This window comes from Streptomyces sp. CA-106110, assembly GCF_050936285.1.
Classification (GTDB): Bacteria; Actinomycetota; Actinomycetes; order Streptomycetales; family Streptomycetaceae; genus Streptomyces.
The window spans coordinates 293246-308256 of sequence record NZ_JBNJNB010000002.1 but is presented as its reverse complement, the minus strand read 5'-3'; the positions used below and the strand labels follow the sequence as shown (position 1 = coordinate 308256).

Here is a 15011-nt window from a genome sequence, read left to right as displayed (position 1 = left end):
CACGGGCTCGCTCACCTCGTCGCGGGTGGACGGTCCTTCGCCCTGGAGGCGAAACCCCTATTTCCTGTCCTGCTCCGCAGGAGTCCGATTCCTCCCCGGCCTGAAGGCCGGGGCATCCTCGGAGGAACCCGGTGAACCTGGCGACGGGGACCCCGGCCGAGGTGAACCGCAACTCCGGGTCGTCGACGAGGTTCCCGATCACCGTCAGCGGTGTGTCGTTACGCATCCACACAGCCCCGCACGGACCTATGACAACCCGTCCACGACTCGTTCCTGTATCGCCCTGGCCCCGCGCCCCATGAGCGGCCGGGCACGGCCGGTATCGTGCCGGGATGGGGACATGGAGCCGGGCCCAGCCGGACAGGCTGGTCGAGGAGGCCACCGTCGACGCCTACGGCGAGGACGAGGAAGTCACGGGCCTGTTCACGATGGTCGAGGAGCATCTGGCCATGCCGTTCGCCACGACGGTCCTGGGCGTAGAAGTGAGCGTCATCGGCGTCGACCTCACCGCGAGTGGGATCGTGGCGATCTGCGCCCGCGGCAAACAGCGACAGGCCATCGGGCTACTCGATCTGCCCCTGCCCACTCCCGCACCGAGTGGTGCGCAATGGATCGAGGCCTACCGCCACTGGGCGGGCTGACACCTTGCCAGGTTGTGCTCGGGCACGGTACCAGGTCTTCGGAGGGGTCCGCGGTCGGCGGCGAGGGGGTTCGGGCTGGTCAGGCACAATGGCGCGGTGCGCGAAGACGATGACACAGAGCTGCTGGAACGGGTACGGGCGTTGCGGGCGGCCGGCAGCGGCCCCAAGCAGGTGGCGAGGGCGTTGGGGCTTCGCCTCGGGCAGGCGGGGGTGCTGGTGCGGCGGGCCGCCGCAGCCGACCAGGCGGTGGAACCGGGAGACCGGCCGGTGGTGGGCTGCTGGGTGAGCCCGGGCTGGAGCAGCGGGCTGGACCTGTCGGCCTGCCCTGGGTGGGCGGCGCAGGACGGCTCGGCGAGTGAGGACGCCGCTGGGGCAGGGTTCGCGCAGTTGCTGGTGGCGCGCCGGGAGCGGGCAAGCCGGGTGACGGTGACCGGTGTGCTGGTGGACGTGTACTGCCTGGGTGTCAAGAACGTGATCGAGCCCCGCACCATGGGTGCGGGTTCGCTGGAGGCCCACCGGCGCTCCTACTACAGCGCGTTCGAGGAACCCTCCCTGCCGATCGGTATCGAGCAAGCGCAGGCCATCGTCTACGGGGCCGTCGCCTACGCCCGCGAGCTCGGGTTCGAGCCGGCCCCCGGTTTCACGCAAGCCGCCGCAGTACTGGGGGAACCAGCCGGCGCGCTACCGCAGATCGGCTTCGGGAACCAGGGGATGCCTTTCTATCTCAACGGTCCCCGCGACGACGCCCGCACGGTGTTGGCCACCTTGGAGCGCACCCGCGGCGCTGGCAACTACCACTACGTCCTCGCCTCGGGGCCGATGTGACCCACCCGCACGACACCGAGACCCCGCAGATCCGCCTCACCGAACACCGCGCCCAGGCCGACCTGCGGACACTGCTGCAACTGTGCGCCGCGGGCCGGGTGAAGTGCAGTGCCAAGACACTGCGCCCGTCCGCCGCGACCATCGCCCAGGTGGCCGAGGTACTGGACGCAGGCGACTTCTACCCCGACGAGGCGATAGCCGCCTTCGCCTGGCCCCTGCTCCTGCAGGCCGGCGGCCTGGCCCAGCTGGCCGCCGGCAAGCTCGCGCTGACCACGCGCGGCCAGCAAGCCCTCACCCAGCCCGCGCACCAGGTGCTGGCCCACCTGTGGCAACGCTGGCTTTCCAGCACGATCCTGGACGAGTTCTCCCGCGTCGAAGCGGTCAAAGGCCAGCGCGCCGCGAACGTGCTCAGCGCACTCAAACCACGGCGCGGCCACGTCGGCGCCGCGCTGGCTGCCCTGGCCGCTGGCGAGTGGACCACCGTCGACCAGCTCTTCACCACCATGCGCAAGGCAGGGCACAACCCCTCGGTCGCACGCTCCGAGCGGGCTCTGTGGAAGCTCTACCTGGAAGACCCCGAGTACGGCAGCCTCGGCTACGACAGCCACCACCCCTGGGCACTGCTCCAGGGCCGCTACACCATGGCCGTGCTGTTCGAGTACGCCGCACCACTGGGACTGATCGACGTCGAGTACGTGGACCCTTCCGGGGCGCGCGACGACTACCAGCACAACTGGGGCGGCGACTGGCTGGAGCGCCTCAGCCGCTACGACGGCCTGCACGCGATCCGCCTGACCCCTCTCGGCGCCTACGCCACCGGCCAGACCCCCACCTACCTCCCCGGGCCCGCCCCCGTCCCCGTCCCCGAACCGGCCACCGCCTCAAGCGCCACAGGGCTGAAGGTCCTCGCCAACCACGACCTGGTCGCCCTCGACGGCCTACCCCCGGCCCAGGCCCTGCTCCTGGACGCCTTCGCCACCCGCACCGGCGACCGAACCTGGGCCCTGAGCCCCGCCTCCCTCCTGGCCGCCGTGCACGCCGGACGCAACCTCACCGAACTACGCACCTACCTCGACCGCGCCGCCACCGCCCTGCCGGACACCGTCGCCACGCTCCTGGCCGACGCCGAGCGGCGCGTCGGCCAGGCCCGCGATCTCGGACCCGTCCACCTGATCGAGTGCGCGGACACAGCCACCTGCGCACTGCTGGCCAGCGACCGGCGCATCCGCGCGCTCGCCACCCGCCTCGGCGACCGCCACCTCGGCGTCCCCGCCGACAAACTCGACCGCTTCCGCAAAGCCGCCCTCACCCTCGGACACCCCATCACCTGAAAGCCACTCACCCCGACAACTCTCCAGACGTCCCTGCCACAAGCGACCTCACCGTCGCCGGCGTGGTTCCACTTGCGAACGGCTCTCAAGAAGCTCTGCCATCCGTTCCGCCCGTATTCCGGCTGACCCCCACGTACCGTTCCAACTCCACACGCGAGCGCGTGTCAGCGCGTACACCCAGCTGCAGCGCGGACGCGGGCGGCGTCGGCGGGGCGGATGCCTTGGCCGACGGGATCGACGCCGATCAGGTCACGGTGCAGGCGGCGAATCCGCAGCGCGAGATCGAGATGGAGGTGGGAACGTTTCTCGCGGACTTCGGCCACGGTGCGGGTGCTGACACCCAGACGCACGGCGAGTGCGGTGGCAGGCGTTGTCAACTTGAGCGCATAGCCTTCGGGTTGGGATGATCGTCGGGCTTGTTGATCACCAGGGAGGGGCTGGCCGTGGAGACCGAGGCGACGGTGTCGTACAAGGGGTTCCGGTTCCCGGCGGAGATCATCTCCCATGCGGTGTGGATGTACCACCGCTTCTCGCTGTCGTTCCGTGAGGTCGAGGAGCTGCTGCTCGCGCGCGGGATCATCGTCTCCCACGAGACGATCCGGCAGTGGTGCGAGAAGTTCGGCCCCGAGTACGCCGCCGCGTTGCGCCGCCGCAGGCCGCAGGCCGCAGGCCGGGGACAAGTGGCACCTCGATGAGGTGTTCATCAAGGTCAACGGGGTGCGGCAGTACCTGTGGCGGGCGGTGGATCAGGACGGCAACGTGCTGGACATTCTGGTGCAGCTCCTCGGTCAGCTCCCGGTCCCGGACGGTCCGGGCGGCCTCGGAGCGGGATTGGGCGGCGTAGTAGGTGCTCGACGCGATCTCGGCATCGGTGCCCGTGAGGGCCGCACAGATCGGCTGGACGCCGAACTCCTCCTTGTACTGGTCGATGTAGGCGACCTTCAGCGCAGTGGGCGGTCCAGCTCCGCGGCGAAGAAAGCCGAAGTTGAAGTTCATGGGGTCCAAGCAACAGAAGTACGACGCTGAGTTCCGTGAGGGCGCTGTACGCATCGTGATCGAGACGGGGAAGCCGATCCCTAAGGTCGCCGAGGAACTCGGGGTCCATCCCGGCACGCTGCACAGCTGGGTCTCGCGGTGGCGCCGCAACGGCTCGGCTTTCTCCGACCGGCCCGCGCCGGCCGAGGCGAGTGGTCGGCTGCGGGAGGCCGAACGCGCCGAGAGCCGCAGGCCGGCGACAGAGGTGCTGCCGTGGCGCAGGGCCTCCACGACCGGGCCGAGGGTCAGCGCCTCACGGAACGGTGGGCAGACGGCCGTCAGGAAACGCGGTCCGTGGATGTCCGAGGCCTTCAGCGCCTCCCGCACCAGGCGGCTCTTGCCGATTCCCGCCTCGCCCTCGACCAGGATGAGCGTCGCGGGGCCGGTCAACGCAGCGGTGAGCGAGGCCAGTTCGGCCCGCCTGCCGACGAACCGCGGACTGCCGGGGGGATCACTCGCGCCGGACCCGCCCGATCCCGCAGTTCGCTGCACCCGCTTGCCTTTCCCCAGGGCCACTCGATACTGACTACCGCCTCGCTCGCAGCCTCGGCCACGACGATCTTTCCAACCACCGCCTTCATCAGTCTTTCCACTCACCGATCCCTTTGCTTGGGCCACATCCGCCCTCGTGTCCGGCCGCGTTAGCCCAGAGGCACCAATCCCTTGCGCGATGGCTCTCCACGTCGCGATCACCGGTTGAGACGGCGGGCTTCAGTCGGGCATCCAGTTGGTGCACCCCCAAAGCCAGCTCGCGCATTCGGCCGGAGGTTAGCGTCGGGTGGACTCCGCTTCTTACCCATGTCTTGACGCTACGGGCGATCGGGGAGACGTGAGCTCATCGGCGTTGGCCAGCCGTGCCGAATCACGCTGGCCTGCGGCTGGAATCGCCGTACTCCGCCACCAGGAGCTCGAGGCAGCACGTCGTGAGGCCGCGATGGGGCTCCCCCGAGGGGACTCCTGATTGCGGCCCGGTCGTCTCAGCCACCGGCCGCCACTCGCGCCGACTCGGCAGCAGCACGATCGGAGTAGCCCGGGTGTCGGGCGTCGACTAGATCGGCATAGGCGGTCGTTCGCGAGAGGTAGTCGACCACGAAGGGGCAGATTGCGGTGATCGTGCCTCCGCGGGCGCGGATCTCGTCGAACACCCGCCGCACCAGCGCGCCCGCCACACCCTGGTGCTGATGACTCGTCTCGACCTCAGTGTGCCGAAGAGCGTACCGGTTGGGCTTCAGGTGGGTGTAGTAGAGCCAGCCGACCAGGTCGTCGTCACGGCAGAGCTCAAAGCGGCCTTGATCGATGTTGTCGATCAGCTGCTCGGTTACCGGCACCTGCTCTTCGCCGCTCATCGCCTTACCCCTCCAACGTGTCGTCACGCCGACCATTCGGACGGCCCCGCTTCGGACCTTCAAGTCCAGTATGGCGGCTTTCTGCAGCCTGAGGGGAGATTAAATTGGACTCTGAGGTCCGTTCAGCGCTCCAGCAGCCCGGGGATCTGCTCGCGGAAGGTCTGCCGCCGGCAGCCCAGGACCGGACAGACCAGCCGTCGGACACGAATTTGAAGGCTCCCCTCCCTGAAGGGAGGGGATTCTCCACCCTCCAGGGTTGAGCGGGGATGTACGGCTCAGGCTGCCACCGGAGCCGGCGGCTCAGGTGGTCTTACGCCCTCGACACCGTCCGGGTTCCAACCTGCCCGGACCAGCATCACGCGGGCGGAGTTCTTGTCCCTGGGGGACACGGCTGCGCACACGGTGCAGGCATACGTTCTCATCGAGAGAGGGAGTGCGTGCTTGGTTCTCGCCCCGCACGTTGCGCAGTCCATCGTGGTGTGCGCCGGGTGCACCAGACGGACGTCCCGTGCGTGCTTGCGGCCCATCTCGATCAGGGCACGCTTCGTCGCCGCGATGGCCGCGTCGGCCGCCTTGCGGGCCATGGTGGTCTTCGCGAGGAACTTCGGGCGGAAGTCCTCCACCGCCACTCCGTCATGATCGCGCATGACGGCCTTGGCCCACTTGCGGCCGGTGTCCTCTCGCTGCCGCGCGATCTTCCTGTGCAGCTTCGCTGCCTGTGCCTGCGCCTTCCGGTAGCCGGTGGATGCACGCTGTCCTTTCGGTCGCCGGCGCCGGGCCATCATCCGCTGGTACTTCGCGAGCCGCTGAGCGGACCGCTTGCCGTGTTCGGCATGCGGAAGGTCGTAGGCGTCATCCGTGGTGGTCGCGGTCTCCTTCACACCCCAGTCCACGCCCAGGACGTGGCCGGTCTCCACAAGCGGCTCGACCTGGGCCGGGGCGACGAAGGAGGCGTACCAATGCCCGAGCGTGTCCTGGTACACGCGCACACTCGACGGGTCGGCAGGAAGAGCCCGCGACCACACCACGCTCAGCACGATCTGGCCCGCAAGGTGCAGACGGCCCTCCTTGAGGCGGAAACCGCGCCGGGTGTAGTTCAGGCTCGGCCTGGCCTCCCGCTTGCGCTTGAAGCGGGGCATCCCCGCCCGGCGGTGCTGCGCAAGCCCGTCCTTGATGTCCTTCAGCGCCTTCGCCCTCGACCTGGCGAAGTCCCGGATCACCTGCTGCTGCGGCACGCTCGCGCCCTCGGCCAGCCACGCTGTCACCCCGCGGGCGTCGGTCAGCATCCTGTCCAGCTGCGCCGGACCACACGTCAACTTCTCGCCGCCCGCTCTGCTCTGCGCGTGGGCCTGCCGGGACTTGGCCACGCATTCGTTCCAGATCCAGCGGCAGCGATCCCACTCGGCTTCGAGTGCGCGCCGGGCTGTCTTCGACAGGCGTACACGGAAGGTGTACCGGGCATGCCCGGTGTCCTTCGTGGTCGCTTCTGTCGTCATGCATCTGAACCTACCTGGGAGGACTGACAGTTGAGAGTTCTTGACCGTTGTGGGCGGCATCACGGCCGTGCGGGGTGGACGCCGGATCGCCCTGACGGCGATCCGGCTGTCCCTGCCCTGCTCCGCAGGAGTCCGATTCCTCCCCGGCCTGAAGGCCGGGGCATCCTCGGAGAAAGCCGGTGAACCACGACCCGGCGGCCGTCCACCGGAACGTCAGTCACTGTCCGGCGGTGATACCCGTGCACCTGCCCGGTTGGCACCCCACAGACCGGGACGGCCGGCGGCCACAGTGACCGCACAGGTGATAGCCGTCAGCGAAGACGGCAGGACAGAATGCAACGGCAACGGAACTCCTCGAAACAAGCTGTCTTGGTCGACCGCCTGTACCGACGAGCTCCGTTGCGCTTTGCCCCCGAACTCTCAATGCGCTTGCGTGACCTGCAAAAACGCTAACTATCCGGCCTTGAGGGAAGGCCCACCATGTGGTCAGCCACGCAGCGAGTCCATCCAGCTGACCTGCTGTCCCGGGTCCGTCACGGGTCGTCAAACGGGCGCTGAGGGCCCGTCTCGGAGAAGGTCGGTCAGTGAGGCGGCCAGCATGGGCACGCCGCGTAGGAAATCGGCTCGTGCGAGCTTGGCGTCGGCGTGGAGGGCACTGATGCGGTTGTCGGTGCCAGCGGGGCCCGTGCCGTCAAGGACGAACAGCACCCGCGGGAACACGGGATACCGGCGCCGCCATTCCTCCACCGGAACCTCGCCACTCGGCCGAGGCCGGCCGACAGCCACGGGGACATGCCGCCCAGGGTGTCGTACACGGCGAGGCCCGCGAAGTCAGGGACGAGCGACATGGAATGAGCGTCGCACTCCGGTCACACGGCGCCCGCACCAGCACCGCATATCAGCCATGGCCGCCCAGCCCCGGCCGCCATGCGCACACCTGGGCGACGCTCCCCTTGCCGGCCGCGCAGATTAATGTCTGCCGGCGCCGGCGCGGACACCCCGCGGACTCGCGGCACCCCGCGGCAGCGGTAGGGCGCCGGCCGCCGCACGCACGGCGCTCCAGCCTCCGTTCCCACCCCCCAGCAGGTCAACCGGGCCGGCGCATCAGGTACGGTCAGGCGCAGGTTTGCCCGGCCGGGACCGTCCCACGTTGGCATATCCGGCTGCGGGCATCGGTTGTAGTTGCGTTTGAAATGGGAACCGGGCCGGGGGTCCGGCCTGGCGATGACGACCTGTCGATCACGGAGGACCGGATGCCGAGCGATCCCACCACTCGCGGCCCGCGCAGGGTACGGGGCACCGTTGCGTACGGCTATGAAGCTGTACGCGAGGAGTTCGCCGCCTACGCGGCGGGGGAGCGGGACGACTATGACGCCCAGTTGGTCGCCTACCTCGATGGCAGGCAGGTCGTGGACCTGTGGACCGGTCCCGACTTCACCGGCGACTCGCTCGTCGGCGTGTACTCGTCCACCAAGGGCGCTGCCCACCTCACCGTGGCCCTCCTCGTTCAGGACGGCACGCTGGACCTGGACGAGCGGGTGAGCCACTACTGGCCCGAGTTCGGCGCCGAGGGCAAGCAGGACGTGACCCTTCGCGACCTGCTGGCCCACCGTGCCGGAGTGGTCGGGGCAGACGCGGGCTTCTCGCTGCAGGAGCTCGCGGACGACCGGGCCATCGCCGAACGCCTCGCCGCCCAGCGCCCGTACTGGCGCCCGGGTGCCGCCTTCGGCTACCACGCCCTCGTCATTGGCGCGCTCACGGGCGAGGTCGTCCGGCGCGTTACGGGCCAGAGTCTGCAAGCGGTGTACGAGTCCCGTATCCGCGCCCCCTACGGCATCGACTTCTACCTGGGCCTGCCCGAGGAGCACGAGTCGAGGGTCCTCGACATCCAGCCCATGCTGCCGACTCCCGAGCAGCAGGGGGAAATGGACGCGTCCGCGTCGGGACCGCATACCCTCGTGGGCATCGCGTACAACCGCAATCACCCGCAGCCGACGGACATGCTGACGTTGCCCAACTCCCGGGCCGTGCGTGCCGGCGGCCCTGCGTCCTTCGGCGGCGTCGCGTCGGCGCGCGGCCTGGCCAGGCTGTACGCGGTCGCCATCAGCGGGGTCGGCGGCGAGGCGCCGCTGCTCAAGCCGAACACGGTGGCCGAGTTCACGCAGATCCACTCCGCCGGTTACGACCTGGTGAGCCGCGAGTACAAGGCGTACGGCCTTGGCTTCTCCGCGTCGGCGGACCGGTACCCGCTCCTCAGCCGGTCCGCCTTCGGCCACAGCGGCGCCGGCGGCTCGCAGGCGTTCGCCGACCCGCACAGCGGCCTGGCGTACGGCTACTCCCGCCGCCGCTACGCCTTCCCCGGCGGCGCGGCCCCGGAGAACGACCGCTTCGTCAGGGCGGTCCACCGTGCGGCGGTCGGGAGCTGACCGTCGCGCGGCAGACGCGTTGTGATCTCAGCGACCAGGCCCGCCGCCTGGGACAGTGGCGGCGGGCCTGGTGTCGCCGGCCGTCTTTCGGCGGGCGGTGCGTAGGCGCTCAGCAGAGCGGACTATTCGGCGGCTGAGGGGAGTTCACCTGTGGAGGCGACCTGCGAGTACCAGTAGGCGCTCGACTTCGGGATACGCCGGCCGGTCGCGTAGTCGACGTACACCGCGCCGAACCGCTTGCTGTAGCCGTAGGCCCACTCGAAGTTGTCCAGCAGTGACCACAGGAAGTAGCCGCGGATGTCGGCGCCGCTCTCGACGGCCCGGTGGACTGCTTCGAGGTGGGCCTGCAGATAGGCGATGCGCTCCGGGTCGTGGACACTGCCGTCGTCGCTGGGTGTGTCGTCGAAGGCCGCGCCGTTCTCGGTGACGTAGAGCGGAAGCCTGGGGTGTTCCTTGGCGAATCGCGTCACCAGGTCGTACAGGCCTGACGCGTCGATGGACCAGCCCATGGCCGTCTGGCTGCCGGGCGGCTGGTGGAAGGTGACCGAGTCGGCCGCGGGCCACGGCGACGGGGCTGGCGTGGTGTGGCCGTCGGTGGGGGTGCGGCCGTTGTCGGTGGCGGCTGAGACCAAGGTCGGCGTGTAGTAGTTCAGGCCCAGGGAGTCGAGGGGGTGCTGGATGTCGGCCAGGTCCCGGTCGTGGACGAACGACCAGTCGGTCAGGCGGGCCGTGTCCGCCAACAGGTCCTGCGGATATGCGCCGTCGAGCATGGGCCCGGTGAAGATCCGCGTCGCCAGCGCGTCGATACGCCGCGCCGCGTCCAGGTCCTGGGGTGACTGTGAAACCGGCCTGACCTGCGCCGCGTTGAGAGTGACCGAAACCTGGGCGTGAGCCGGGAGCACCGATCGCAGAGCCTTCGCGGCCAGGCCGTGGCCGAGGTTGAGGTGGTGCGCGGCGCGCAGTGCGGCGACGGGATCGGTCCGGCCGGGTGCGTGCACGCCCGATGCGTACCCCAGAAAGGCGCTGCACCAGGGCTCGTTGAGGGTCGTCCACAGCGTGACCCGGTCGCCGATTGCCGCCCCGACGAGGCTTGCGTACTCGGCGAACCGCTCGGCTGTCTCGCGCCGCGGCCAGCCGCCGGCGTCCTCCAATTCCTGTGGGAGGTCCCAGTGGTAGAGAGTCACCATCGGCTCGATGCCGTGCGTGTGCAGTTCGTCGACCAGCGCGCGGTAGAAGTCGAGGCCGCGCTGGACGCTCGGGCCCTTTCCGGTCGGCTGGACGCGCGGCCACGAGACGGAGAAGCGGTAGGCGTTGACGCCGAGCTTGGCCATGATGCCCACGTCTTCACGCCAGCGGTGGTAGTGGTCGGTGGCGACATCGCCCGTGTCACCGTTGAGTACCTTGCCCGGGGTACGGCTGAAGGTGTCCCAGATCGACGGGGTGCGCCCCTCCAGCGTGGCACCGCCTTCGATCTGGTAGGCGGCGGTGGCGGTGCCCCACAGGAAGCCGGGTGGGAAGCGGCGGACGGTCATGAGTGTGCTCTCCCAGAGAGTCGTGAGGTGAGGAGTTGATCCGGTGGTGTGTCGTGCGTCATCCGGACGCGGCGTCCCGCTGGGGCCAAAGGGGCACTGTCGTGACGTAGCCGTGGAGCGGTCAGCTCGGCGAGGGTCTGCGTCCCAGTGCCGTGTCAGTCAGGGTTCGCCCTTCCCCCGGGCTTCGCCCGGGGGACCCAGGAGCGGCGTCCGGTGAAGGGGGCACTTCCCAGCGGTAGCCGGGGGAGTCGTGACGGGGTGAACCTTGGCTGACGCGGCACTAGCCCTTGACTGCTCCGGAGAGCATGCCCCGGATGAACTGCCGCTGGAAGAACACGTACAGACCTACCACCGGCACGCAGATGAGTACGGCGGCGGCCGCCAGAAGGTTGATGTGGACCAGATAGCGGCCGGAGAATGCGCCCAGGCCGAGTGTCATGGGCTGATGGGCGGGGTCGGATACAAGGATTAGGGAGAGGAAGTAGTCGTTCCAGGTCCACAGGAAGCTGAGCAGTATCAGGGTCGTGACGGCCGGCTTGGCGATGGGCAGGTAGATACGCCACAGTGCGGACCAGGAGTTGGCGCCGTCCATTTGCGCTGACTCGCCGATGCTGGCCGGGATGGCGCGGAAGGCCGCTCGCATCCAGAAGGCGCCGAAGCTGACTCCCATACCGACGTGGGCGAGGATGATGCCCTGGTAGGTGTCGGTGAGCTGGTAGGACTGGAAGTCGTAGTACAGCGGGACGATGATCGCCTCCATCGGGATCATGATCCCGAGGAGCAGCAGCGGGAAGAGTAGCTTCTCTCCCACCACGCCCAGCACGCCGAATGCGTAGCCGCTGAGGATCGCCAGCACGGTCGAGGCGGTCACCGCCGTGCCGGTGATGATCAGGCTGGACTTCAGGTACTGGGTGAAGCCGGCCTGCCGCCAGGCGTCGACGAAGTTGGACCACTGCACATGGCTGAGATCCAGCGTTCCGGTGACATTGGGGCTCACTGCGACGCCCAGGATCCAGATGACCGGGAAGAGTACCGCGGCGGCGAGCACGGTGAGAAAAGTGTAGTTGAAGACTTTCTCCCGGGTGGAGATCATCAGTCGTCTCCTTCCGAGAGCTTGACCACGACGAGGGACACGATCAACGAGACCAGTGCCAGCACGACGCCGATGGCGGAGGCGGCGCCGATGTCCGGATTGGCGAAGGCACGTTGATAGAGCACCACGGTGGGGGTGATGGTGGAGGTCCCCGGGCCGCCCTTGGTGGTGAGCCAGACGATGTCGAAGACGCGGATCGCGCCCAGCACGGTGAGGGTGAGCACCACGGCGAGCTGTCCGCGCAGGCCCGGCAGGGTGACCGTGAAGAACTCCCGTATCGCGCCCGCCCCGTCCATCCGTGCGGCGTCGTACAGCTCACTGGGGATGTTCTGGATCGCGGCCCCGAACAGCACCATGCACAGCCCGAACGCCCCCCAGGTTCCGGCGAGGCCGAGGGCGGGCAGGGCCCAGGTGAAGTCGCCCAGCCAGCCGCGGGTCAGTCCGCCCAGGCCGAAGGCGGAGAGTACGGAGTTGAGCGGTCCGTCCGGGGCGTAGATCCGCTTCCAGACCACCGCGGCGACGGCCGGGGTGAGCACCTGGGGGAGAAAGATGATCCAGCGGTAGACGCCGCCGCCGCGCACGTCCTTGCGTGCGGTCAGCGCCGCACTGGCCATGCCGAGGGTGATGGGCAGGATGCTGAAGAAGACGATGAAGTACAGGGTGTGGACGACTGCCTGGCGCAGCGTCGGATCGGAGACGAAGCCGGAGTAGTTGGCGAACCCGGCCCAGGTTGCGGAAGTGACCCCGTCCCAGTGGTAGAAGGACAGTTGCACCCCCTGCCCGGCCGGGACCAGCACGACGAATGCGTACAGCAGCAGCGCGGGGGAGAGGTACGCCAGCCCCAGCCAGCGGCGGCGGCGCCGGTGTGGGGAGGGCCGGACTCGCCGCGCACGGCGCGGGGGCTGGGCGGCTTCGGCCCCCGCGCTTGCGGCCGTGGCCTTAAGGCTACGGCTCTTGCTGAGCGTGGCCACGGCTACCTGGCCAGGGTCTTGACGAAGGCGGCGTCGTCGTGATCGGCAGCAGTGACCACCGCGTTCGGTGTGGACTTGCCGGCCAGCATGTTCTGCATGGCGGTGTCGATGGTGTTCAGCAGCGTCGGCGTGGACCAGTCCAGATAGGGCACAGAGGTACTGTCCGCCGAGATCTGCTGGGCGATGGCCACATCGTCGGCGAACAGCGGGTCCCCGGCGGGGGCCTTCACCTTCGGGTGCAGCAGCGGCATCGTCCCGTTTTGGACGGCGAGTTCGGCCGCCTGCTCACCGGCCGCGAAGTTGAGGAAGGCGGCGGCTGCGTCGGGGTGCTTGGATTTGGCGGAGATGGAGAAGTTGGCTGCCGAGGAGGCGGTGGCAACTGGCTTGCCGCCATCCGCGCGAGGCAGAATGAACGAGCCGAAGCCCTTGGACTGGCCCGCCTTGAGCGGCAGCGAGCCGGAGTAGTCGAAGTGGAACAACCCCTGGCCGTTGACGAAGGACTGGGCGGCGTCCGCCCCGGCGACCCCGGCGTAGTCCTTGGTCAAGTAGCCCTTGTCGGACCACTGCTTGAGGGTGGACACCGCCTGCGGGAAGCCGGCCTGAGCGATGCGCACTCCGCCGTGGGAGTAAGTGAAGTCGGAGATCTTGCTCTGCGAGCCGAGGGCGTTCATCAGTGAGTACAGCGGGGTGGTGAGGCCAGCCTGTTCGACGTTGCCAAGAGAGATCGGGGTGATTCCGGCCGACTTGGCCTTGGCCAGGTCGGAATCGAACTCCGCGAGGGTGCGTGGCGCCTGGGCGCCGATCCGTTGCAGCAGGGCGCGGTTGTAGTAGACCTCGATCACCGAGGCCCTGGCGACGGGCGTGCCGAACATCGAGCCGGTGCCGATCTGCTTGCCGTCGGTGGCGAACTCGTGCTCGCTCAGGATCGACTGAGGGAAGGACTGCTTCCACCCGTAAGCCTTGGCGTAGTTGTCCAGGTTGAGGACCAGGCCGCCGCGGACCAGAGTGCCCAGCGACTGCCAGCCGTTGTTGGGCGGGACGATGTCCGGCGGGTTGGCGGACTTCAGCTTCAGCGGAAGGGCCGCCATCGCGTCGCCCCAGGCCATCGGGGTCCGCTTGATGGTGACGTTGGGGTACTTCCGCTCGAATGCCGAGACGACAGAGGTCATCCAGGCGTTGTCCGTGCCACCCGAGAAGGTGTCCAGGACATTCAGTGTGACCTTGCCCATTTTGGTCGGGTCAGTGACGACCGAACCCGTCTTGGCCTTGTTCGCCGATGCGCTGGTGCCAGCGCCCGGCGCACAGCCGGCGAGCAACCCGACCGCCACGAGCGGGATCAGTATGGCGCCGATCCGCTCTGTTCTCTTGTGCGAGACCACAATGTCTCCTGTCGTCGATAGCCCGTTCGGTACCCGAGTCCTCGCGAGCATAGATCTTGGCAGACCAATTAGTCCAGATCCTCGAAGCTGGTTTGTTCCCGTGATTCTGTGTCCGCCTGGTCCGCACAGACTGCTATCGTAGGGGGATGACCATCGGCGAGGACATTGGGGCGGGGGCGGCGGTCACGCAGACCTACCGCCGACTCAGCGACGGCCTGCGCCGAGGCGTGTTCCCGGCAGGCGGACGCCTGCCCGGAGAGCGCGACCTCGCGGAAAGCCTGGGAGTGAGCCGTTCGACACTGCGTCAGGCCCTGGGTCGGCTGGCCGAGGAAGGCAAGCTCGAACGCTCGTCGCAGCGTGGATGGTTCGTAGGCCGCAAGGTGGTCGGTGAGCCGCCCAGCACCCTGCAAAGCTTCTCCGAGATGGCACAGGCCCGCGGATTGCGCCCGCGGGCGAAGATCCTGGGGCATCGTGCCCGCCCGGCCACGTTCGAGGAGGCCGAGCAGCTCGGCATCGCTCCGGCCGCCCGTGTGCTGGAGCTGCGCCGCCTGCGCAGCCTGGACGGGGTGCCGGTGTGTGTGGACTTCACCGTCGTGGTCCTCGCCCTCGCCCCCCAGCTGCAGGACGTCGACCTCACTGACCGCTCGTTGTACGAGACCCTGGAGCAGCAGTGCGGCCTGCGCGTCGCACGCAGCTCGTACACGGTACGTGCCGAGGCCGCCGACGAGCCCACCGCCGAGCTGCTGCAGATCGAGCCGGGGGCGCCGGTGCTGATCGGCGAGGAAGTCACCTACAGCGATGACGGCGACCCGGTGCTGACCGGTCGGATGACCTACCGCAGCGACGCCTACCGCTTCCAGGCGGACCTGTACCGCCCCCTGTGAACCGCGCGGCGGCACAAAGAACAGCGCGAGGGCCGGCCCCCGTATCGGGCGC

The 15011-nt window shown here is 68.8% G+C and carries 12 protein-coding genes and 5 pseudogenes; 8 read left to right on the top strand and 9 right to left on the bottom strand.

The genetic code is table 11. From position 1 onward, the window contains the following. Positions 1-133 precede the first annotated feature (133 nt). Positions 134-226: pseudogene (locus ACQEXA_RS59120) on the bottom strand (single-stranded DNA-binding protein); the annotation flags it as partial. A 106-nt stretch (positions 227-332) separates the two neighbouring features. Here ACQEXA_RS59120 and ACQEXA_RS59115 point away from each other — a divergent pair. The 6 genes and pseudogenes from ACQEXA_RS59115 to ACQEXA_RS59090 all read left to right on the top strand — a co-directional run. After that, on the top strand, positions 333-641 hold the full coding sequence (locus ACQEXA_RS59115; protein ID WP_432940956.1) for a hypothetical protein: 309 nt from the start codon (positions 333-335) through the stop codon (positions 639-641). A 96-nt stretch (positions 642-737) separates the two neighbouring features. Beyond that, on the top strand, positions 738-1466 hold the full coding sequence (locus ACQEXA_RS59110) for a hypothetical protein (protein WP_433134989.1): 729 nt from the start codon (positions 738-740) through the stop codon (positions 1464-1466). Then, entirely contained in the window at positions 1463-2797 is a 1335-nt protein-coding gene (locus tag ACQEXA_RS59105; protein ID WP_432940950.1) for a helicase-associated domain-containing protein, read from the top strand. The genes ACQEXA_RS59110 and ACQEXA_RS59105 overlap by 4 nt, the downstream gene beginning before the upstream one ends. Before the next feature lie 221 nt (positions 2798-3018). Beyond that, entirely contained in the window at positions 3019-3204 is a 186-nt protein-coding gene (locus ACQEXA_RS59100) for a hypothetical protein (RefSeq protein WP_432940947.1), read from the top strand. A 54-nt stretch (positions 3205-3258) separates the two neighbouring features. Next, positions 3259-3577: pseudogene (locus tag ACQEXA_RS59095) on the top strand (IS6 family transposase); the annotation flags it as partial. Positions 3578-3791: 214 nt separating this feature from the next. Further along, positions 3792-3950, top strand: a pseudogene (locus ACQEXA_RS59090) (transposase); the annotation flags it as partial. A gap of 110 nt (positions 3951-4060) precedes the next feature. On the opposite strand, the pseudogene ACQEXA_RS59085 reads toward ACQEXA_RS59090, so the two are convergent. From ACQEXA_RS59085 to ACQEXA_RS59070, 4 genes and pseudogenes are all read right to left on the bottom strand, one after another. After that, positions 4061-4324: pseudogene (locus tag ACQEXA_RS59085) on the bottom strand (AAA family ATPase); the annotation flags it as partial. A gap of 485 nt (positions 4325-4809) precedes the next feature. After that, the gene (locus ACQEXA_RS59080) at positions 4810-5178 is read right to left on the bottom strand and encodes a GNAT family N-acetyltransferase (RefSeq protein ID WP_432940944.1); all 369 of its coding nucleotides are present in this window, start codon (positions 5176-5178) and stop codon (positions 4810-4812) included. 275 nt (positions 5179-5453) lie between these two features. Next, a complete protein-coding gene (locus ACQEXA_RS59075) occupies positions 5454-6674 on the bottom strand; it encodes an RNA-guided endonuclease InsQ/TnpB family protein (RefSeq protein WP_433134988.1) in 1221 nt (406 codons plus the stop codon). A gap of 179 nt (positions 6675-6853) precedes the next feature. Continuing rightward, positions 6854-6958: pseudogene (locus ACQEXA_RS59070) on the bottom strand (transposase family protein); the annotation flags it as partial. Between the two features lie 969 nt (positions 6959-7927). Between ACQEXA_RS59070 and ACQEXA_RS59065 the strand changes: the two are divergent. Next, positions 7928-9100, top strand: a complete 1173-nt coding sequence (locus tag ACQEXA_RS59065) for a serine hydrolase domain-containing protein (RefSeq protein WP_433134987.1) — start codon at positions 7928-7930, stop codon at positions 9098-9100. A 122-nt stretch (positions 9101-9222) separates the two neighbouring features. On the opposite strand, the gene ACQEXA_RS59060 is transcribed toward ACQEXA_RS59065, so the two are convergent. From ACQEXA_RS59060 to ACQEXA_RS59045, 4 genes are all read right to left on the bottom strand, one after another. After that, positions 9223-10632, bottom strand: coding sequence for a GH1 family beta-glucosidase (locus tag ACQEXA_RS59060; RefSeq protein WP_432940940.1), 1410 nt, complete (start codon positions 10630-10632; stop codon positions 9223-9225). Between the two features lie 280 nt (positions 10633-10912). Continuing rightward, entirely contained in the window at positions 10913-11725 is an 813-nt protein-coding gene (locus tag ACQEXA_RS59055; protein WP_433134986.1) for a carbohydrate ABC transporter permease, read from the bottom strand. Continuing rightward, complete coding sequence (locus ACQEXA_RS59050; RefSeq protein ID WP_433134985.1) at positions 11725-12696, bottom strand: carbohydrate ABC transporter permease; 972 nt, start codon at positions 12694-12696, stop codon at positions 11725-11727. The genes ACQEXA_RS59055 and ACQEXA_RS59050 overlap by 1 nt, the downstream gene beginning before the upstream one ends. 2 nt (positions 12697-12698) lie before the next feature. After that, on the bottom strand, positions 12699-14075 hold the full coding sequence (locus ACQEXA_RS59045; RefSeq protein WP_433134984.1) for an ABC transporter substrate-binding protein: 1377 nt from the start codon (positions 14073-14075) through the stop codon (positions 12699-12701). Between the two features lie 146 nt (positions 14076-14221). On the opposite strand from ACQEXA_RS59045, the gene ACQEXA_RS59040 reads away from it, so the two are divergent. After that, on the top strand, positions 14222-14959 hold the full coding sequence (locus tag ACQEXA_RS59040) for a GntR family transcriptional regulator (RefSeq protein WP_432940928.1): 738 nt from the start codon (positions 14222-14224) through the stop codon (positions 14957-14959). The last annotated feature ends 52 nt before the right edge of the window (positions 14960-15011 follow it).